The organism is Streptomyces collinus (assembly GCF_031348265.1).
GTDB lineage: Bacteria > Actinomycetota > Actinomycetes > Streptomycetales > Streptomycetaceae > Streptomyces > Streptomyces collinus.
This window is the reverse complement of record NZ_CP133771.1, coordinates 3,567,659-3,585,823: the sequence shown is the minus strand read 5'-3', so window position 1 is coordinate 3,585,823 and position 18,165 is coordinate 3,567,659. Positions and strand designations below refer to the sequence as shown.

The 18,165-nt window shown below is 71.5% G+C and carries 17 protein-coding genes and 1 tRNA gene; 10 read left to right on the top strand and 8 right to left on the bottom strand.

The annotated features are described in order from the left end of the window. Positions 1-132: 132 nt before the first annotated feature. Positions 133-1,440, top strand: a complete 1,308-nt coding sequence (locus RFN52_RS16080) for a class I SAM-dependent methyltransferase (RefSeq protein WP_184847145.1) — start codon at positions 133-135, stop codon at positions 1,438-1,440. Positions 1,441-1,513: 73 nt separating this feature from the next. Here RFN52_RS16080 and RFN52_RS16075 read toward each other — a convergent pair whose 3' ends face one another. Both RFN52_RS16075 and RFN52_RS16070 read right to left on the bottom strand, forming a co-directional pair. Beyond that, positions 1,514-4,048 (bottom strand): ABC transporter permease, encoded by a 2,535-nt coding sequence (locus tag RFN52_RS16075; protein WP_184847143.1) that lies wholly within the window; start codon positions 4,046-4,048, stop codon positions 1,514-1,516. 38 nt (positions 4,049-4,086) lie between these two features. Next, positions 4,087-4,857: an ABC transporter ATP-binding protein gene (locus RFN52_RS16070; RefSeq protein ID WP_184847141.1), complete on the bottom strand. Its 771-nt coding sequence runs from the start codon at positions 4,855-4,857 to the stop codon at positions 4,087-4,089. Positions 4,858-5,274: 417 nt separating this feature from the next. Between RFN52_RS16070 and RFN52_RS16065 the strand changes: the two genes are divergently transcribed. The 3 genes from RFN52_RS16065 (at position 5,275) to RFN52_RS16055 (ending at position 7,739) form a co-directional block, all read left to right on the top strand. Continuing rightward, positions 5,275-5,358 (top strand) — tRNA-Leu (locus RFN52_RS16065). 138 nt (positions 5,359-5,496) lie between these two features. Further along, positions 5,497-6,672, top strand: coding sequence for a 4-hydroxybenzoate 3-monooxygenase (locus tag RFN52_RS16060; protein ID WP_184847139.1), 1,176 nt, complete (start codon positions 5,497-5,499; stop codon positions 6,670-6,672). A gap of 158 nt (positions 6,673-6,830) precedes the next feature. Continuing rightward, positions 6,831-7,739 (top strand): Bax inhibitor-1/YccA family protein, encoded by a 909-nt coding sequence (locus RFN52_RS16055; protein ID WP_184847137.1) that lies wholly within the window; start codon positions 6,831-6,833, stop codon positions 7,737-7,739. An 83-nt stretch (positions 7,740-7,822) separates the two neighbouring features. Here the strand turns inward: RFN52_RS16055 and RFN52_RS16050 are convergent, their stop codons facing one another. Then, complete coding sequence (locus tag RFN52_RS16050; RefSeq protein ID WP_033312036.1) at positions 7,823-8,053, bottom strand: DUF4287 domain-containing protein; 231 nt, start codon at positions 8,051-8,053, stop codon at positions 7,823-7,825. A 101-nt stretch (positions 8,054-8,154) separates the two neighbouring features. Here RFN52_RS16050 and RFN52_RS16045 point away from each other — a divergent pair, with 101 nt between their 5' ends. After that, positions 8,155-8,460 carry a hypothetical protein gene (locus RFN52_RS16045; protein ID WP_184847135.1) on the top strand — a complete coding sequence of 102 codons (306 nt, stop codon included), beginning with the start codon at positions 8,155-8,157 and terminating at the stop codon, positions 8,458-8,460. A gap of 21 nt (positions 8,461-8,481) precedes the next feature. Here RFN52_RS16045 and RFN52_RS16040 read toward each other — a convergent pair whose 3' ends face one another. From RFN52_RS16040 to RFN52_RS16030, 3 genes are all read right to left on the bottom strand, one after another. Continuing rightward, positions 8,482-9,264 (bottom strand): hypothetical protein, encoded by a 783-nt coding sequence (locus RFN52_RS16040; protein ID WP_062927270.1) that lies wholly within the window; start codon positions 9,262-9,264, stop codon positions 8,482-8,484. Between the two features lie 273 nt (positions 9,265-9,537). Further along, the gene (locus RFN52_RS16035) at positions 9,538-10,758 is read right to left on the bottom strand and encodes an acetyl-CoA C-acetyltransferase (RefSeq protein ID WP_184847134.1); all 1,221 of its coding nucleotides are present in this window, start codon (positions 10,756-10,758) and stop codon (positions 9,538-9,540) included. Between the two features lie 141 nt (positions 10,759-10,899). After that, positions 10,900-11,925, bottom strand: coding sequence for an SGNH/GDSL hydrolase family protein (locus tag RFN52_RS16030; protein WP_184847132.1), 1,026 nt, complete (start codon positions 11,923-11,925; stop codon positions 10,900-10,902). 159 nt (positions 11,926-12,084) lie between these two features. Here RFN52_RS16030 and RFN52_RS16025 point away from each other — a divergent pair, with 159 nt between their 5' ends. Together RFN52_RS16025 and RFN52_RS16020 are read left to right on the top strand one after the other, a co-directional pair. Further along, the gene (locus RFN52_RS16025; protein WP_184847130.1) at positions 12,085-13,473 is read left to right on the top strand and encodes a cystathionine beta-synthase; all 1,389 of its coding nucleotides are present in this window, start codon (positions 12,085-12,087) and stop codon (positions 13,471-13,473) included. Between the two features lie 384 nt (positions 13,474-13,857). Beyond that, positions 13,858-14,280 (top strand): DUF6924 domain-containing protein, encoded by a 423-nt coding sequence (locus RFN52_RS16020; protein ID WP_184847129.1) that lies wholly within the window; start codon positions 13,858-13,860, stop codon positions 14,278-14,280. On the opposite strand, the gene RFN52_RS16015 is transcribed toward RFN52_RS16020, so the two are convergent. After that, positions 14,248-15,114: a helix-turn-helix transcriptional regulator gene (locus RFN52_RS16015; RefSeq protein WP_184847126.1), complete on the bottom strand. Its 867-nt coding sequence runs from the start codon at positions 15,112-15,114 to the stop codon at positions 14,248-14,250. The two genes, RFN52_RS16020 and RFN52_RS16015, sit on opposite strands and share 33 nt — an antisense overlap. Before the next feature lie 144 nt (positions 15,115-15,258). Here RFN52_RS16015 and RFN52_RS16010 point away from each other — a divergent pair, with 144 nt between their 5' ends. Further along, positions 15,259-16,020 (top strand): SDR family oxidoreductase, encoded by a 762-nt coding sequence (locus tag RFN52_RS16010; RefSeq protein ID WP_184847124.1) that lies wholly within the window; start codon positions 15,259-15,261, stop codon positions 16,018-16,020. A gap of 15 nt (positions 16,021-16,035) precedes the next feature. Here the strand turns inward: RFN52_RS16010 and RFN52_RS16005 are convergent, their stop codons facing one another. After that, complete coding sequence (locus RFN52_RS16005; protein ID WP_184853910.1) at positions 16,036-16,461, bottom strand: hypothetical protein; 426 nt, start codon at positions 16,459-16,461, stop codon at positions 16,036-16,038. A gap of 171 nt (positions 16,462-16,632) precedes the next feature. On the opposite strand from RFN52_RS16005, the gene RFN52_RS16000 reads away from it, so the two are divergent. Next, positions 16,633-17,475, top strand: a complete 843-nt coding sequence (locus tag RFN52_RS16000) for a MurR/RpiR family transcriptional regulator (protein WP_184847122.1) — start codon at positions 16,633-16,635, stop codon at positions 17,473-17,475. Positions 17,476-17,565: 90 nt separating this feature from the next. After that, positions 17,566-18,150 carry a hypothetical protein gene (locus tag RFN52_RS15995; RefSeq protein ID WP_184847120.1) on the top strand — a complete coding sequence of 195 codons (585 nt, stop codon included), beginning with the start codon at positions 17,566-17,568 and terminating at the stop codon, positions 18,148-18,150. The last annotated feature ends 15 nt before the right edge of the window (positions 18,151-18,165 follow it).

The following is an 18,165-nucleotide window of genomic DNA, read 5'->3' as shown; positions in this document are numbered from 1 at the left end:
CCATCCGTGGTGCGGGAGGCCCTTCGGCGTGTTTTGCCCAGACATGACGCGTGCCGGGGACTGCGCCGAAGCCCTGCAGGTGTTTACGTGGTGTCCGACATTCCGGGATTACCTGTCACGGAGGTGTACACCATGGCAGACGCCGCGCCGCGGCTGCAGGGCCTCTTCACACAGTTGCTGGGAGCGCCGCTCCCGGTGCGCATCCGCGCCTGGGACGGTTCGCAGGCCGGCCCGCCGGGCGCGCCGGCCCTGGTCGTACGCAATCGCCGTGCGCTGCGCCGCCTGCTGTGGAAGCCGGGCGAACTGGGCCTGGCCCGCGCCTGGGTGGCGGGGGACCTCGACATCGAGGGCGACCTCTACACGACCCTCGATCTGCTGGCGGGTCTCATCTGGGAGCGCGGCGAGGACGCCCGTACCCTCGCCCAGGCGCTGCGCGACCCCGAGGTCCGCGCCGCCGTCCGCGGACTGGTCAGGCTCGCCGGCCCCCCGCTGCCACCCGCCCCGCCCCGCGAAGAGGCCCGCAGCCCCCGCCGCCACCTGCACACCAAGCGCACCGACCGCCGCGCCATCAGCCACCACTACGACGTCGGCAACGACTTCTACGAGATCGTCCTCGGCCCGTCCATGGTGTACTCCTGCGCCTACTGGCCCACCCCGGACAGCACCCTCGAACAGGCCCAGCGGGACAAGCTCGAACTCGTCTGCCGCAAGCTCGGTCTGAGACCCGGCCTGCGGCTGCTCGACGTCGGCTGCGGCTGGGGCTCCCTGGCCATCCACGCCGCCCGCGAGCACGGCGTGAACGTCGTCGGCGTCACGCTCTCCCAGGAGCAGGCCGCCTACGCCCGCAAGCGCGTCGCCGGCGAGGGGCTTACCGACAAGGTCGAGATCCGCGTCCAGGACTACCGCGACGTCCGCGACGGACCCTACGACGTGGTCTCCTCCATCGGCATGGCCGAACACGTCGGCGCCGAGCGGTACCTGGAGTACGCCGACGACCTGTACAACCTGCTCAAGCCCGGCGGACGGCTCCTGAACCACCAGATCGCCCGCCGCCCGCAGCGCGACGAGTCGACGTACAGCGTCGACGCCTTCATCGACTCCTACGTCTTCCCCGACGGCGAGCTCCAGCCGATCGGCAGCACCGTGGCCCAGTTGGAGCGCGCCGGGTTCGAGGTGCGCGACGTCGAGGCCATCCGCGAGCACTACGCCCTCACCCTGCGCCAGTGGGTGTCCCGCCTGGAGGCCGACTGGCAGCGTGCCGTCCAGCTGGCCGGCCCCGGCCGCGCCCGCGTCTGGCGCCTGTACATGGCGGCGTCCGCGCTGGCCTTCGAGCGCAACCGCATCGGCGTCAACCAGGTCCTGGCCGTCCGGGCGCCGGAGTCGGGCGCCTCCGGGATGCCGTTGCGGGCCCGCACCTGGGGGGCGCCCGGCCGCGATTGACCCGTACCGACGGCAAGGGCCGGCTCCCCGCAGCGGGGGAGCCGGCCCTTCGGTGTGCCGCGGCGCGGCCGGGTCACTCGGTCTTGATCGCGTTCAGCATGTTCAGCCGGGCGGCGTTGCGGGCCGGCCACATCGCGGCCAGGACACCCACCAGACCGGCCAGCACCAGGAAGATTCCGATCCGGTCCCAGGGCAGTACCAGCGCGTAGCCCGGGATCTGGTCCGCGAAGGTCTCGCCGATCGCCCAGCCGAGGAACGCCCCGAGACCGATGCCGACCACCGCGCCGAACACCGAGATGACCACGGCCTCCAGCCGGACCATCCGCTTCACCCGGCGCCGGTCCAGACCGATGGCGCGCAGCATGCCGATCTCCTGCTGCCGTTCGAAGACCGACATCGCGAGGGTGTTGACGACACCCAGCACCGCGATGATCAGGGCCATCGCCAGCAGGCCGTACATGACGTTGAGCAGGGTGTTGATGGCGCCGCCGAACTCGTTGCGGATGTCCTGCTTGTCCATCACGGTGATCGCCGGGTTGTCGCCCAGCGCGTCGACGACGACCTGCTCGTTCGCCGCGGACTGGCCGCCGTCGACCTTGACGAAGATCTGCCGGATGGACGGCTTCGTCTCGTGCCGGTCCACGATCTTCCGGTCGACGAGCACGGGGGAGAGGAACTCGCTGTCCTTGTAGACGGCGCCGACCGTCAGCGTGGCCTTCTTGTCGTCGCCGAAGGTGACGGGGAGCCTGTCGCCGGTCTTCCAGCCCCTGTTCTTCGCCGTCTTCTCGGCGACCGCGATCCGGCCCTCGGCGAGGGAGTCCGCACTGCCGCTGACGACGTCGACGGTCAGGACCTTCTCGATGTCGCCGGGGGTGACCGCCGAGGCGGACACGTAGTCCTTGCCGTCGAGCTGGAAGTAGGCGTCCTGCTGCGGTGAGACCGCGGACACGCCCTTCGCCTTCTCCAGGGCCGACAGCGCGGACCGGTCGAGGTCACCGCCGTTGGCCATCGAGACCATGTAGTCGGCCTTGATGTTGTCGGTGGTCATCTTGTCGATGGCCGTGCCGACCGTGACGCCGAGCACCGACAGGCCGGTCACCAGCGTCAGCCCGATGGCCAGCGCAGAGGCGGTGGCTCCGGTGCGGCGCGGGTTGCGGACGGCGTTCTGGCCGGCCAGTTTGCCCGCCACCCCGAAGGGGCCGACGAGCAGCGGCCGGACGAGCGCGATCACGGGCCGGGACAGCAGCGGGATCAGGATGATCACGCCGATCAGCGCGAGGAACGCGCCCGCCCCGATGTACATCCGGCCGTCGTCGCCGCCGGTCGAGGCACCCGCCACGATCCCCACCGCGCCGAGGGCGGTCACGGCCGCACCGACGGAGTTGCGCAGCACCAGGGACTTGGTGGTGGCCACCGCGTGGACGCTGTTCATGGCGGCCACCGGCGGGATCTTCGCGGCCCGGCGGCCGGGCAGCCAGGCGGCGAACGTCGTGATCAGCACGCCCACCGCGAACGCCGCGATCACCGGCGTGGCGGACAGCACCAGCGGACCGTCCGGCATCTTCATGTCGAAGGCGGCCATGCCGGAGCGCAGTCCGACCGCCAGGCCGATGCCGAGGACGAAGCCGACGGCCGAGGCGACCAGACCCACCAGCGCGGCCTCGGCCAGCACCGAGCGGGTGATCTGCCTGCGGGACGCGCCGACGGCGCGCATCAGGGCGATCTCCTTGGTGCGCTGGGCGACCAGCATCGTGAACGTGTTGGAGATCAGGAAGATCCCGACGAAGAGCGCGATGCCCGCGAAGCCGAGCAGGACCTGCTTGAGGTTGCCCATGCCCTGCTCGATCTGCTCGGCCTGTTCGTCGGCGAGCGCCTGGCCGGTCTGCGCCTCGGCGGTGGCCGGCAGCAGCGGCTTGACCGCGTCCAGGATCCTCGTGTCGTTCGCGCCGGGGGCGGCGGTGACGGTGGCGCTCTCGAAGTAGCCCGGCTTGAGGTACTGCTTCTGGGCGACGGCGGTGTCGAAGAGGACGAGGCTGCCGCCGGCGTTCACGGCGCCGTCCTCGGTGGTGAACACCCCGCTGAGGGTGTACTCCTTCACCGGGCCGTTGGTCGCGACGCGCACCCGGTCGCCGACCCGGTACTCGCCCTTGGCCGCGGAGTCCTTGTCCAGGGCGATCTGGTCGTCCCGCACCGGGCCCGAGCCGTCGGTGAAGGTGTAGGCGGGGTCCTTGCCGTCCTTGCCGGGGGTGAAGTTGGAGCCCTTGTTGGACCAGCCGACGCCGATCAGCTTCCCGTCGGGGTCGGCGACCCCGGCGAAGCCCTCGACGCGGCCGTACACCCCGGCGACGCCGTCCACGGCCGACATCCGGTCGAGGTCCTTGCCGGTCAGGCCGTACTTCTGCTCGGGGTCGTCCGGGTCGGCGTACGAGGTGACGGAGACGGCGACGTCGTCATAGCTCTTCGCCGACTGGTTGCGGAAGGCGTTGGAGAGGGTGTCGGCGAAGACCAGGGTGCCGGAGACGAACGCGACGCCGAGCATCACGGCGAGCACGGTCATCAGCAACCGGGCCTTGTGCGCGAGCACGTTGCGCAAGGCGGTACGGAACATGGGTTCTTCTTCTCAGTCCTGTCGGTCCTGACGGGGGATCAGCTGGTGCGGCCCTTGGCGTCGAACGCCTTCATGCGGTCGAGGACGGAGTCGGCCGTCGGCCCGTGCATCTCGTCGACGACCCGGCCGTCCGCCAGGAAGATCACCCGGTCCGCGTAGGCGGCGGCCACCGGATCGTGCGTCACCATCACCACCGTCTGGCCCAGTTCGCGCACGGAGTTGCGCAGGAAGCCCAGCACCTCGGCGCCAGAGCGCGAGTCGAGGTTTCCGGTGGGCTCGTCGCCGAAGATGATCTCGGGCCGGGAGGCCAGCGCCCGGGCCACGGCGACGCGCTGCTGCTGGCCGCCGGAGAGCTGGGACGGGCGGTGGCCGAGCCGGTCCGCCAGGCCGACCATCCGGATGACGGAGTCCAGCCACTGCTTGTCCGGCTTGCGCCCCGCGATGTCCATCGGAAGGGTGATGTTCTCCAGGGCCGTCAGGGTCGGCAGCAGGTTGAACGCCTGGAAGATGAAACCGATCTTGTCCCGGCGCAGCTTGGTCAGCTGCTTGTCCTTCAGGGACCCGAGCTCGGTGTCGCCTATGCGCACCGATCCCGAGGAGAAGGAGTCGAGGCCGGCCACGCAGTGCATCAGCGTGGACTTGCCGGACCCGGAGGGGCCCATGATCGCGGTGAACTCCGCCTGCCGGAAGTCCACGGAGACCCGGTCCAGGGCGACCACCTGGGTCTCACCCTGTCCGTAGATCTTCGACAGATCCGTGGCGCGCGCGGCCGCGGTGGTGGCCCGGTCGGTGAGGGGTGCGGTGGTCACGGGATGGTTCTCCTGTCGGACGGGCTGGGTTCGGGGATGGACGTGTTCCATCGTCCGGGTCCCACGCCGCCGTGTAGTCACCCGTAGTTCCGGTTCCGAGGGCCGACTGCGGTCTGACCGCGCCGGGCGGTGTCATACCTGGGGATGACGAACGCCCCTGAGGGGCCCCGGTGTCGGGAACCGGTGCCTCCGGCTGTCGAGAACAGGTGGAGTGCCCTCGTTCGGGCGGTGAAATTCCGTCATTCCGCATGCGCCGCCGACCGCCGCACGCAAGGCTATTGGCAAGTGCGGATGGCGTGTTCCGTGTGCTGATGCACCCTCAGACGTCAATAAAATAAGACAACATCGGTCCACGCTGCCGCTGTTCGGGGGACCCGTCCGGATAGTCTCGGAACCTCGATGCGGAGCCCACGGCCTGCCCGGATGGTGGAATGCAGACACGGCGAGCTTAAACCTCGCTGCCCCTTCGCGGGCGTGCCGGTTCGAGTCCGGCTCCGGGCACCTTCCGATCCCTGCGTGGTCCATTGAAGAGTTCACGGCGCGCCCGTTGACAGCGGTCGCATGCCGTCGGAAACTCACAGACACATGGTGAAGGAAGTTTCACCTGACGAACGCAGATCGATGAGAAGAGGTCGCCCGATGCGTACCACCGTCGGCATCATCGGAGCGGGCCCGGCCGGCCTCCTCCTCGCCCGGCTGCTCCACAACGCCGGCATCGACTCCGTCGTCCTGGAGAGCCGTGACCGTGCCTACGTGGAGCGGCGGCAGCGGGCCGGGATCCTGGAGCAGGGCACGGCGGACGTGCTGCGCGCGGCCGGGGCCGGGGAGCGCATGGACCGCGAAGGGCTGCGCCACGACGGCATCGAACTGCGCTTCGACCGCACGCGCCACCGCGTCGACTTCCCCGCGCTCACCGGCGGCCGGTCCGTGATGGTCTACGCCCAGACCGAGGTGTGCAAGGACCTCATCGCCCTTCAGCTCCGCGAGGGCGGACCCCTCCTCTTCGAGGCCGAGGCGCTGGCCGTGGAGGACGCCGGCACCGACACCCCGCGGATCCGCTTCCGGCACGAGGGCCGCGAGGACGTCCTGGAGTGCTCCTACGTCGTCGGCTGCGACGGCTTCTGGGGCGTGGCCCGCAAGGCGATCCCCGCCGGTCTGACCCAGGTCTTCGAACGGACGTACCCCTTCGGCTGGCTCGGCATCCTCGCCGACGTGCCGCCCTCGCACGACGAGCTCGTCTACGCCCGCCACGAGCGCGGCTTCGCCCTGCTCTCCATGCGCTCGCCGGCCGTCTCCCGCCTCTACCTCCAGGTGCCCGACGGCACCGACCCCGGGGCATGGGGCGACGACGAGATCTGGGACGAGCTGGAGCGCCGGTTCGAGACCGCCGACGACTGGTACCTCCAGCGCGGCCCGATCACCCAGAAGACGGTCACCCCCATGCGCTCCTACGTCCACGAGCCCATGCGCCACGGCCGCCTCTTCCTCGCCGGCGACGCCGCGCACATCGTGCCGCCGACCGGGGCGAAGGGGCTGAACCTCGCCGCCGGCGACGTCGTCACCTTCGCCCGGGCCCTCGTCCACCAGCAGGAGACCGGATCACCCGAGCTGCTCGACGCCTACTCGCGGACCTGCCTGCGCCGCGTCTGGCAGGCCGAACGGTTCTCCTACGACATGACGACCCTGCTGCACCGCGCACCCGGCGCGACGGCCTTCGAGGACCGGCTCCAGCTCGCCAGGCTGGAGCGGATCGCCTCCTCCCGCGCCGCCGAGACGGACCTGGCGGAGGCGTACACGGGCTTCCCCTTCGGATGAGCCGCTGAATGCCCCCCTCCGGTGAGGGGAATGACGAAGCCACGTAGCGTGTTGCGCAGCACGATGAGGGAAAGATCCTCCCCAAGCAGTAGGGTCATTCCTTTGCCTACCTATTACTCTTGAGCCAAGGCCACGCCTGGTGGCCATGGAGGAGTGAAATGAGGAGCAGAAACCCGGTCTTCTCGCGACGGGGGTTCAGCCGCGACAACGGCTACGCGGGCTTCAACACCGCGCCGCAGGCCGGGGGTCCCGCTGTCGCCACCCAGGGCAACCCGTACGCGCAGCCGACGGGCGACCAGTACGCGCAGAACCCGTACGCGCAGAACCCTTACGCCCAGCAGGACCTGCAGCACGGCGCGCCGCCGCAGGCACCGGCCACCACCGGCCGGATGACCATCGACGACGTCGTCCTGCGCACGGCGAGCACGCTCGGCGTGCTCATCGTCACCGCGGCGCTCTCCTGGGCGCTGCTGCCGGTCGACGACGCCAACATCAGCCGCAGCTACGGCATCGGCATCGGTGCCGCGCTGATCGGCATGGTCCTGGCGTTCGTGCAGTCCTTCAAGCGCAAGGCCTCGCCCGCGCTGATCCTGACGTACGCCGCGTTCGAGGGTGTCTTCCTCGGCGTCATCTCCAACATCGTCGACAACCGCATCGCCGACGGTGCGGCCATGCAGGCCGTGATCGGCACCATGGCGGTCTTCGCCGGTGTGCTGATCGCCTACAAGGCCGGCTGGATCCGCGTCAACCGCCGCTTCTACGGCTTCGTGATGGCGGCCGCGCTCGGCTTCATCCTGCTGATGACCGTGAACCTGCTGTTCGCGGTGTTCGGCGGCGGTGACGGCCTCGGCTTCCGCAGTGGTGCCCTCGGCGTCGTCTTCGGCGTCATCGGCATCATCCTCGGCGCCTGCTTCCTCGCCCTGGACTTCAAGCAGGTCGAGGACGGCGTCGCCTACGGCGCTCCGCGCGAGGAGGCCTGGCTCGCGGCCTTCGGCCTCACGCTGACGCTGGTGTGGATCTACCTGGAGTTCCTGAGGCTCATCTCGATCCTCAACAGCAGCGACTAGTACCGACGGTCGTAGCGCGAAGGGCCCCGGCTCCGGCCGGGGCCCTTCGTCGTCCAGGCGCACGGGCCCGGAGTGGTGCGCGCCTAGAGCAGTTTGCGCGCGGCCCTCCTCAGGTCGTACTCGTGGATGATCGCCTTGGCGTGGCCGTACGCGAGGTTGTGTTCGTGCCGGAGCCAGCTGACTTTTTCCTCGAAGCGGAAGAGTGACGGGCCGTCCTCGACGGTCCGCAACCAGTCGGAGATCTCACGACCGGTGCAGTGCGGGATGCGGGCGAGCATGTTGCGATGGGTCTCTTCGGAGAAGACTTGGGACATCGGCGCCTCCGGACGCTGGGATGTAAGCCGGTCCTTCAGGTCACCGTGCCTGAGTGTTCGCCCGTTGGCAACAGTCCCGGTGCGACGCGTACGCTCGCGGCGTGGTTGATACGACGCCTCTGACCCGTGCGGTGGAGCACTTCGCCGATCGTTTGAGGGCCGCGCCCCAGAGCCGGTTGCAGCGGGGAGCTGCCGCCGAGGCTCTGGAGCTGGCCAGGGAGCTGGCCCGGAGGGCGCAGGTCCTCGAGGGCGTGGAGCCTCGGGAGATGCCGGATGCGGGGATGTTTGCAGCGGCAGATCAGATCACCGTTGCCGGGCATGATCTGGCCGTTGTGATTCCCGGTGACGCCGACGTCGAGGAAGCGGTGCGGTGGGTGGAGGAAGCGCAGAAGCGGGCGGGGGTGTGACCCCCTTGAAGGGGCGCTTCTCTACAGGGACGCGATGACGCGGTCGGCCAGGATGTAGACGTTCTCCTCGCCGCACTCGAACGTCAGGGTGTAGGCGCCGGAGATGCCGGAGCCGCCCAGGAGCACCGGGGTCTTGCCCGTGCGCAGGGCCGCGGCGAGGTGTTCCGCCGTCTCGCGGTGGCCCGGGGTCATGCACAGGGTCGTGCCGTCGGCGAACACGTAGACGTCCAGGGTGCCCAGCGGGCCGGGGCGGACGTCCGTCAGCTCGACGCGGGAGGACGCCAGCTCCTCCAGGGTGGCGACGGTGCGCTCGTGGTCGTTGACGACCGGCGACTGCGTCGGCACGAAGTCCGGGTGGGAGGGGTGGCGGCGGCGGGCCGCGGCCAGCTCCGGGGACTCGGCGGCCGGCTCCTCGGCCTCCGCGCCGGGCTCGGACACCGGCTCCAGGCCGGCGAAATCGGCCTGGCGGGGCAGGAACAGATCGACCTCGGGCAGGCCCAGCAGGGAGGGCGCGTCGGAGGCGTCACGGGCCTCCTGGGCGGCCCAGAACGCCCGCGCCTCGGCGAGCTCCCGCTCCCGCTCCTCGGCGAGCGCGGCCGCAACGGCGGCGCGTATCTCATCGGTGTCGGCAGCGGTACGAGCGGCGGGCAGCAGCGCACGGGTGGTGGCGGCGCGGCTCTCGGCCAGCGCGGTGTGCAGGGCCGCGACCTGTCGGCGCAGCTGCAGGACGGTGCGCAGGACGGCGACGCCCACGGCGCCCGTGGCGGCCGTGGTGACCAGCAACGCGATCGGCATGGCGCTCACTGACGTACTCCCGGTTCAAAGTCGACCCCCGACTTCCTACATCAGCTTGAAGGGCGGACTAACCAGCTGTCAGTGCGTAAGGTCACGAAACGGACAGGGCTTCGGTGCCGGGGGAGGGGGTGGGGCTGCTGTGACCTGGGGTTCTCCCCTGGCGGAGGGAGATAGGTCACATCCTGGGGGAGATTGGATCACAAAACAGCCCAGAACCCTGGTGTTTCCAGGGTTCTGGGCCGGGGGCTCACAGGGGGTGCTATGGCGGCTACGGTGCGCCGCTCAGCTGAGGCGCTCGATGACCATGGCCATGCCCTGGCCGCCGCCGACGCACATCGTCTCCAGACCGAACTGCTTGTCGTGGAACTGCAGGGAGTTGATGAGCGTGGTGGTGATGCGGGCGCCGGTCATGCCGAAGGGGTGGCCGACGGCGATGGCGCCGCCGTTGACGTTCAGCTTCTCCAGCGGGATGCCCAGGTCGCGGTAGGAGGGGATCACCTGGGCGGCGAACGCCTCGTTGATCTCGACCAGGTCGATGTCGCCGATCGTCAGTCCGGCGCGGCCGAGGGCCTGCTTGCTGGCCTCCACCGGGCCGAGGCCCATGATCTCGGGCGACAGGCCGGAGACGCCGGTCGACACGATCCGGGCGAGCGGGGTGAGGCCCAGCTCGCGGGCCTTGGTGTCGGACATGATCACGAGGGCCGCGGCGCCGTCGTTCAGCGGGCAGCAGTTGGCGGCCGTGACCAGGCCGTCGGGGCGGAAGACCGGCTTGAGGCCCTGCACGCCCTCCAGGGTGACGCCGGCGCGGGGGCCGTCGTCCGTGGAGACGACCGTGCCGTCGGGGAGGGTCACCGGGGTGATCTCGCGCTCCCAGAAGCCGTTCTTGATGGCCTCTTCGGCGAGGTTCTGCGAGCGGACGCCGAACTCGTCCATGTCCTGGCGGGTGACGCCCTTGGCGCGGGCCAGGTTCTCGGCGGTCTGGCCCATCGCGATGTAGGGGTCGGGCAGCAGGCCGTCCTCGCGCGGGTCGTGCCAGGTCGAGCCCTCGGACTGGGCGGTCGCGACCGTGCGGGCCTCGGCGTCGGCGAAGAGCGGGTTGTGCGTGTCGGGCAGGCCGTCGGAGCTGCCCTTCGCGTAGCGGGAGACCGTCTCCACGCCCGCCGAGATGAACACGTCGCCCTCGCCGGCCTTGATGGCGTGCAGGGCCATGCGCGAGGTCTGCAGGGAGGAGGAGCAGTACCGGGTGATGGTGCAGCCCGGCAGGTGGTCCATGCCCATCTGCACGGCGACGATGCGGCCGAGGTTGTGGCCCTGCTCGCCGCCGGGCAGGCCGCAGCCGAGCATCAGGTCGTCGATGTCCTTCGGGTCCAGCTCGGGGACCTTGGCCAGGGCGGCCTGGACGATCGTGGCGGTCAGGTCGTCCGGGCGGAGGTCCTTGAGGGAGCCCTTGACGGCGCGGCCGATGGGGGAGCGGGCGGCTGAGACGATCACGGCTTCGGGCATCACGGCTCCATTGACGTACCGGGTGGTCTGCTTGGGCTGTCTGGGAAGTTACCCGTACGTATGGGCTGGGTCACTGGTGTCGCGGTGTGACCCTGGCCGCAGTTTTCTAAGCGCTTGCTTTTCGACGTCCGGCGGGTTCCGTCAGTTCGACGGTGTGGCCGGTGCCGGCTCCTGCTCGGGTACCCGCCGACGCCGCCGGCGCTTCAGCAGCGCCCACGGCCCGCGCGGCCCGCTCGGCATCGCCGCCGCGACCTCCGTGCCCGCCTCGGAGGCGGCCTCCGCCGCCGCCCGCGCCACCGGCAGGAAGCCCTCGCGACGGGAGGCGTCCGGGCGCTCCTCCTCGGCGGGCCACAGGCCCAGGGACGCGCAGACGGTCGGCAGGACCGCCATCGCCGCCGTCGCGTAGCCCTCGGCGGAGGGGTGGTAGCTGTCCGGGCCGAAGAGCTCGCGTGGGTTCTCGGCGAACTCGGGGCCCAGCAGGTCGCCCAGCGACACGGTGCGGCCGCCCTGTTCGACGGCTCCGATCGTCTGGGCGGCCGCCAGCTGGCGTGAGGCCCGTCGGGCCAGCCAGCGCAACGGCTGGCGCACCGGCTCGATCGTGCCGAGGTCGGGGCAGGTGCCGACCACGACCTCCGCACCGGCCGTGCGCAGCCGGCGAACCGCCGAGGCCAGATGACGGACCGAGCGTGTCGCGGGCATGCGGTGGGTGACGTCGTTCGCGCCGACCATGATCACGCAGATGTCGGGCACGGGATCGGGATCGGCCAGCACCAGGGCCACCTGGCGGTCCAGGTCGTCCGAACAGGCCCCCGGCGTCGCCACCGTGCGCAGCTCGACCGGGCGCTCGGCCAGCGCCGCCAGCCCCGACGCCAGGAGCGCCCCCGGTGTCTGCCCGCCGCGGTGCACGCCCTGGCCCGCGGCCGTGGAGTCGCCCAGCATCGTCAGCCTCAGCGGTGCCACGGCCGGACCGGCGTACATACGGCCGTACAGCCCGTCCGCCTGCGGCACGTGTGGTGACGTGCCGTTGCTCACCCGGCGTCGCGCCAGCTGCACCTCCGCCAGCACCAGCCCCACCGTGGCCGCTCCGGCCAGACCGATCCCGCCGCCGCCATAAGCCGCGCCGGCCGCGATCCGCCGGGCCACCCTCGCCCTCGACATGCTCGTCATGCGTCGCCGCCACCTCCTCGAACCCGTACACCCAGTGCTTGCCCCGTACAGCCCGTCGCCCAATCTCAACGGGGAGTGAACGACCGTCACGGGCGACGGCGAAGTCATAGGCTGGCGGCACCACTACGACCGATTCTTTTGCGGCATCCGGAGACAACGGTGCAATTTCACGACTCGATGATCAGCCTCGTCGGCAACACCCCGCTGGTGAAGCTCAACAGCGTGACCAAGGGCATCAGGGCGACCGTCCTGGCCAAGGTGGAGTACTTCAACCCCGGCGGCTCGGTGAAGGACCGTATCGCCCTGCGCATGATCGAGGCGGCGGAGGAGAGCGGCGCGCTCAAGCCCGGCGGCACGATCGTCGAGCCGACCAGCGGCAACACCGGCGTCGGGCTCGCCATCGTGGCGCAGCAGAAGGGGTACAAGTGCATCTTCGTGTGCCCCGACAAGGTGAGCACCGACAAGATCAACGTGCTGCGCGCGTACGGCGCCGAGGTCGTGGTGTGCCCGACCGCCGTCGACCCCGAGCACCCGGACTCCTACTACAACGTCTCCGACCGGCTGGTCCGCGAGACGCCCGGAGCCTGGAAGCCCGACCAGTACTCCAACCCCAACAATCCGCTCTCCCACTACCACTCGACCGGCCCCGAGCTGTGGGAGCAGACGGAGGGGAAGATCACCCACTTCGTGGCGGGCGTGGGCACCGGCGGCACCATCTCCGGGACCGGCCGCTATCTGAAGGAGGCCAGCGACGGCTCGGTGCAGGTCGTCGGCGCGGACCCCGAGGGCTCCGTCTACTCCGGCGGCTCCGGCCGGCCCTACCTCGTCGAGGGCGTCGGTGAGGACTTCTGGCCGACCGCCTACGACCGGACCGTCGCGGACGAGATCGTCGCCGTCTCCGACAAGGACTCCTTCCAGATGACCCGCCGCCTCGCCAAGGAGGAGGGCCTGCTCGTCGGCGGCTCCTGCGGCATGGCCGTCGTGGCCGCGCTGGAGGTCGCCGCGCGGCTCGACGAGGACGACGTCGTGGTGGTGCTGCTGCCCGACAGCGGCCGCGGCTACCTCAGCAAGATCTTCAACGACGAGTGGATGGCCGACTACGGCTTCCTGGAGGACACGGGCCCGAGCGCCCGCGTCGGTGACGTCCTCGCCGACAAGGAGGGCGACCTCATGCCCTCCCTCGTCCACATGCACCCGGAGGAGACGGTCGGTCAGGCCATCGACGTGCTGCGCGAGTACGGCGTCTCGCAGATGCCGGTCGTCAAGCCGGGCGCCGGCCACCCCGACGTGATGGCGGCCGAGGTCGTCGGTTCCGTCGTCGAACGCGAGCTGCTGGACGCGCTGTTCAGCAAGAGCGCCTCGCTGGAGGACCCGCTGGAGAAGCACATGTCCGGCCCGCTGCCCCAGGTCGGCTCCGGCGAACCCGTCGCCGACCTGATGGCCGTGCTGGGCAAGGCGGACGCGGCGATCGTCCTCGTCGAGGGCAAGCCGACCGGTGTGGTCAGCCGGCAGGACCTGCTGTCCTTCCTCGCCCGTACGGGGAAGTGACGGCCAACGCCCGGTGAACCGCCCGTGAACCGGGTGAACTTGCGGCGTCCGTGATCTTCGCGGACGTCGCGGAACCGGTACGCGGGTGTCACGTTCGCGCAGCACCCGCTTAACACGCGTCCTGCACATTGGTGGGTGTCGGCAGGGCGGGAGCGGCTCCCCGCCCAGGCCGGCACCGAAACGGCGTCACAGGACCTCCGGAGCGGCTCCCGGACCTCCACGGACGCCATGGACGCGCACGCCCGGCCCTGACCGGGCCCGCGTCCTTCGCGGGGACCGCCGTCGTCCCGCCCCCCGTTCACGGGGGTGCGGCGGTCCCCGCGCATCATCCTTCCCGGGCCTCCGGCCGCCGGGCTGTCAGTGGCGGATGGCAGGATCCCCGCCATGCCACTGCCTCAGCCCCACGACCTGACCACGCTCGTCCTGCGCACCGACTTCGGCGACGACGCGGCGTGGGAGGCGCTGTGTGCCGCTCTCGACGGGGCCGACGAGCATCCGTGCGCCACCCGCGTCAGCGACCCCCGGTTCGCCGACGCCGGCGTTCAGACGCTGCTCGCCGAGGAGTCGGCCGCCGCGGAGGACGAGCGGATATGCGAGGTCTTCCTCGCCGACGCGACGGCCCTGGCCGGCCCGGAGCACCCGCTGCTGGCAGTCGACCTCTTCACGGAGCCGGGGCGGACCTTCCGCGTCCCGGTCCGCTGGTACCCGGGGATGTCCGCCAACCTGAGCATCGCCAACCTGGACTTCGCCGAGTACGCCGACGCCGCGGACGCCTCAGGCACGTTCCGGGGCTTCGGGGACGACTGAGGACCAGCTCCCCAGCAGCGCCAGGCGCTCCGCCGTCTCCGAGCCCGGCTCGGGCATGTAGGCCACGATCGTCTGGTCCGGGGCCGCCGGGATTGTGAGCGTCTCGTAGGGGAGGGTCAGCAGGCCCGCGACCGGGTGCCGCAGGAGCTTCACGCCGTGGTCGCAGGGCTTGACCAGATGATCGGCCCACAGACACCGGAACTCCTCGCTGGCCCGGGTGAGTCCGGCGACGAGTTCCCCCGTGACGGGGTCCCCGGGATGGTGGCCCGCCTGCAGACGGAGGTGCGCGACCGTCTGGGCGGCGATCGCGGACCAGTCCGGATAGAGCTCACGCGAGGCGGGGTCGAGGAAGGTCCGGCGCGGCAGGCTGAGGTCGCCCGGGCCGCTGAAGCCGAGCACGGCGTCGGCGAGGGCGTTCCACGCGAGGACCTCCATACGGTGGTCCAGGACGTAGGCGGGGTTGCGGTCCATGCCGTCCAGGAGCAGCCGGACCCCCGGGCGCACCCGGGACATGGCGGCCCCGGGCCCGTCCTGCCGGCGCGGCCGGGCCACCGCCCGCAGATACGCGTGCTCGGCCTCGTCCAGCCGCAGCACCCGGGCGATCGCGTCCAGCACGGCGTCCGAGACACCCCCGGACTTGGTCCGGCCGGGGTCCCCGGGCCCCCTGCCCTGTTCCAGGCGGACGTAGTAGTCGACGCTCACCCCGGCCAGCTGCGCCACCTCCTCGCGGCGCAGACCCGGGACGCGGCGGCGGCCGTACGAGGGCAGCCCCACCTCCTCCGGCCGGATCCGGGCGCGGCGCGAGCGCAGGAAGTCTCCCAGTTCTCCGTCCATGGATCCGAGCCTAGGCCGCCCCGGCCCGGCGAACCTGGTACTGCCGGACCCAGGATGAGCGCAGCCCTGGGTGGCGTGGCCGAAGCCGCCGAGGGTGGTGGCCAGGCCGGGGACACGCCCCGGCCGCCACCGAAGGGGTATCCCATGTCGTACGACAACCTGGCCGGCCGTACCGCCGTCGTCACCGGAGCAGCGAGCGGGATCGGCGAGGCCGTCGCCGTGCTGCTGGCCGCGCGCGGGGCCCGGGTGGCCCTGCTGGCCCGGCGGGCGGACCGGCTGACGGCGATCGCCGGGAAGATCCGGGCCGACGGCGGGCAGGCCCTGGCCGTAGCCGCGGACGTCACCGACGAGACGTCCGTGGCCGACGCCGCCGATCGCGTCCACGCGGAGTACGGGACCGTCGACCTGGTCGTGAACTGCGCCGGCGTCATGCTGCCCCACCCCGTGGACGCCCGGCGCGCCGACGAGTGGCAGCGGATGCTCGACACCAACGTCGCCGGGGTGCTGCGGATGACCGGCGCCTTCACCGGCGACCTGGTGAGCGCCGCCGCGGAAGGCCGTACGGCCGACATCGTGAACATCTCGTCCATCGCCGCGCACGTCAGCTTCCCGAACTACGCGGTGTACGGCGCGACCAAGGCGGCCGTCACCTACCTGTCGGAAGCCCTGCGCGGGGAGTTCGGGCCCCGGGACGTCCGGGTCACCAACATCGAGCCCGGCTTCGTGGAGAGCGAGCTGCGCACCCACATCGCCGACGACGAACTGTCCCGGCAGGTCGAGGGCATGCTCGACGAGGTGGGCGCCCTGTCCGCCGGGGAGCTGGCCGACCTGGTGGCCTACGTGACGAGCCGGCCGCGCCGGGTCAACCTGCGGCAGATCGTCGCGCTGCCGACGCGGCAGGTCTGAACGGCGTGCGCGCGCTCAGTCCTCCCAGCCATCGTCCTGGGAGGACCTGCGGCGGCGCCCGAAGAGGTCCGGGTTGGTGCGGAGCGCCTGGACGACGTTGACGCCGACGATGCCGGCCCAGGCGACGAGCAGCCCGGGCAGACGGGCCACGCCCCCGCCGATCGCGGACAGCGGCACCGCGAGGACCAGGGAGACGATCCCGAAGCCGAACCGCTCGCCCCAAGAGTCCGTGGCCTTCGGCGACCGGGAGTCCCGGGCCGTCTGCATCTGCTGCTCGGCGAGCTGCCGGCGCACCCGGCGCTCCACCGCGCCGTCGATCCGCTGGTCGACCTTGTCCAGGAACGAGTCGACCAGCGCCGACTCGTACTCCTCGCCCAGATCCCTGCGTGCGTGCAGGGTGGCGTCGAGTTCCTTCTTCAGGTCGGTGTCCCGCGCGTCCATTCCCGTCATGCCGTCCACGGTAGGAAGGGGCGGCGCCCGCCGCACTGGGGTTAGCCCCCGGTTCCGCCGGGGGTTACCGGTCGTCCGGCGGCCGTTCTCCGGTCCGGCTTGCCGCTCTGCATATGCTCATGCAGAATCCTCAGCTACTGAATAGGCGAGGGGGAGCACGTCATGAGCGTGACCGACAGCCCTGCCGCGCGGCTCCAGGCGCTCTTCGAGGGCCACCGGCTGACGCCGACCCAGCGGCGCATCGCGCACAGCATGGTGCGGCGCGCGGCCGATGTGCCGTTCCTGTCGAGTGTGGAGCTCGCCGAGCTGGCCGGGGTCAGCCAGCCGTCCGTGACCCGCTTCGCCGTCGCCCTCGGCTTCGACGGCTACCCCGCCCTGCGCCGCCATCTGCGCGAGGTCGCCCCCGCCGAACCCGCCGCGGAGTCCGGGGCCCACAACGAGTACCAGCAGGCCGTCGAGGCCGAGATCGAGAACCTGCGGCACCTGGCGGAGGCACTGGCCGATCCCGGCCCCGTCCAGCGCGCGGGACGTCTCCTCGCGGGCTCCCGCCCGCTGCTCGTCCTCGGCCTGCGGGCGGCTGCCGCCCAGGCGCACGGCTTCGCCTACTTCGCCGCCAAGGTCCACCCCGACGTACGGCTGCTCGGCGAGGGCGGCACGATGCTCCAGGACCGCATCGACGCCGCCGTCCGGGCCGGCGCGAGCGCACTGCTCTGTTTCGCGCTGCCCCGGCACCCCCGCGAGGTCGTCGACACCCTCGCCTACGCCAAGGAGGCCGGGCTGACCGTCGTCACGGTCGCCGACTCCGCGTTCGCACCCGTCGCCAAGGTGTCCGACCTGCTGCTGCCCGCCGCGGTCGGCACCGGCCTCGCCTTCGACACGGCCTGCGCGCCGATGCTGCTCGGCCGGGTCCTGCTGGAGGCCATGTGCGACGACCTGCCCCAGGCCCAGTCGCGCCTGGAGGAGTTCGACACGAAGGCCGCGGCGCGGGGCCTGTTCGTCGACTGACGGCACGGGCGGGCTTCTTAAGATTCGTCTCACGTTGCGTCGCTACCGTACGGCTCCCCGAAAGCTTCGGAGACCGGACGGAGGCTGGACGTGACGCGCGGAGGACAGGGGCTGGCCCGGGTGGCCGTCGTCGTACGGGCGGGGGCGGCCCCGCTGTGGTGGCTCGGTGTTCTGTCGGCGGGCATCGGCCTGCTCGCACCGGGCCTGACCGGGCGCCGCATCGGCGTCCTGGCCGGAGCGGCCCTCTTCGTCCTGGCGGGGGCCGCCGTGGCCTGCGGACGCCGCAAGCGCTACGCGGCCCTGGCCGCCGTCGCGTCCCGGGCCGGCAAGCACGACGTACTCCAGGACCGCGCGGTCACGGTACGCAACTGGCGCCGGGGCCACCGCTGGTGGCTCCTGCTCGCCTTCCTCGCCGCCCTGGGCAGCGCCTACGCGGCCCCGGCGGCCGGGGGCATGCTCCTGGCCGGCTGCGGCGCGGGCCTGTGGCTGAAGTCGGCCTGGCTGGGCCGCCGGGAGCAGGCCGACGAGGCGTTGTTGTGGGTCCGCGTGGACTGGCTGCGCGGGGGAGCGGCCCACCCGGCCGGCAAGCAGGTGAGGGCGTACCGCAGCACGGGCATCGCGGCGGGGGACGCGGCGCCGGGAGGCGCACGAAGGAAAACGCCGGCATCGGTGTGACCGGGCAGTGCCGGT

Excerpts from the sequence above, each read along its gene's own strand:
- RFN52_RS16080 (WP_184847145.1), top strand. The coding sequence starts at position 133 with ATGGCAGACGCCGCGCCGCGGCTGCAGGGCCTCTTCACACAGTTGCTG.
- RFN52_RS16075 (WP_184847143.1), bottom strand. The coding sequence starts at position 4,048 with ATGTTCCGTACCGCCTTGCGCAACGTGCTCGCGCACAAGGCCCGGTTG.
- RFN52_RS16060 (WP_184847139.1), top strand. The coding sequence starts at position 5,497 with ATGCGTACCACCGTCGGCATCATCGGAGCGGGCCCGGCCGGCCTCCTC.
- RFN52_RS16055 (WP_184847137.1), top strand. The coding sequence starts at position 6,831 with ATGAGGAGCAGAAACCCGGTCTTCTCGCGACGGGGGTTCAGCCGCGAC.
- RFN52_RS16050 (WP_033312036.1), bottom strand. The coding sequence starts at position 8,053 with ATGTCCCAAGTCTTCTCCGAAGAGACCCATCGCAACATGCTCGCCCGC.
- RFN52_RS16035 (WP_184847134.1), bottom strand. The coding sequence starts at position 10,758 with ATGCCCGAAGCCGTGATCGTCTCAGCCGCCCGCTCCCCCATCGGCCGC.
- RFN52_RS16030 (WP_184847132.1), bottom strand. The coding sequence starts at position 11,925 with ATGACGAGCATGTCGAGGGCGAGGGTGGCCCGGCGGATCGCGGCCGGC.
- RFN52_RS16020 (WP_184847129.1), top strand. The coding sequence starts at position 13,858 with ATGCCACTGCCTCAGCCCCACGACCTGACCACGCTCGTCCTGCGCACC.
- RFN52_RS16015 (WP_184847126.1), bottom strand. The coding sequence starts at position 15,114 with ATGGACGGAGAACTGGGAGACTTCCTGCGCTCGCGCCGCGCCCGGATC.
- RFN52_RS16010 (WP_184847124.1), top strand. The coding sequence starts at position 15,259 with ATGTCGTACGACAACCTGGCCGGCCGTACCGCCGTCGTCACCGGAGCA.
- RFN52_RS16005 (WP_184853910.1), bottom strand. The coding sequence starts at position 16,461 with ATGGACGCGCGGGACACCGACCTGAAGAAGGAACTCGACGCCACCCTG.
- RFN52_RS16000 (WP_184847122.1), top strand. The coding sequence starts at position 16,633 with ATGAGCGTGACCGACAGCCCTGCCGCGCGGCTCCAGGCGCTCTTCGAG.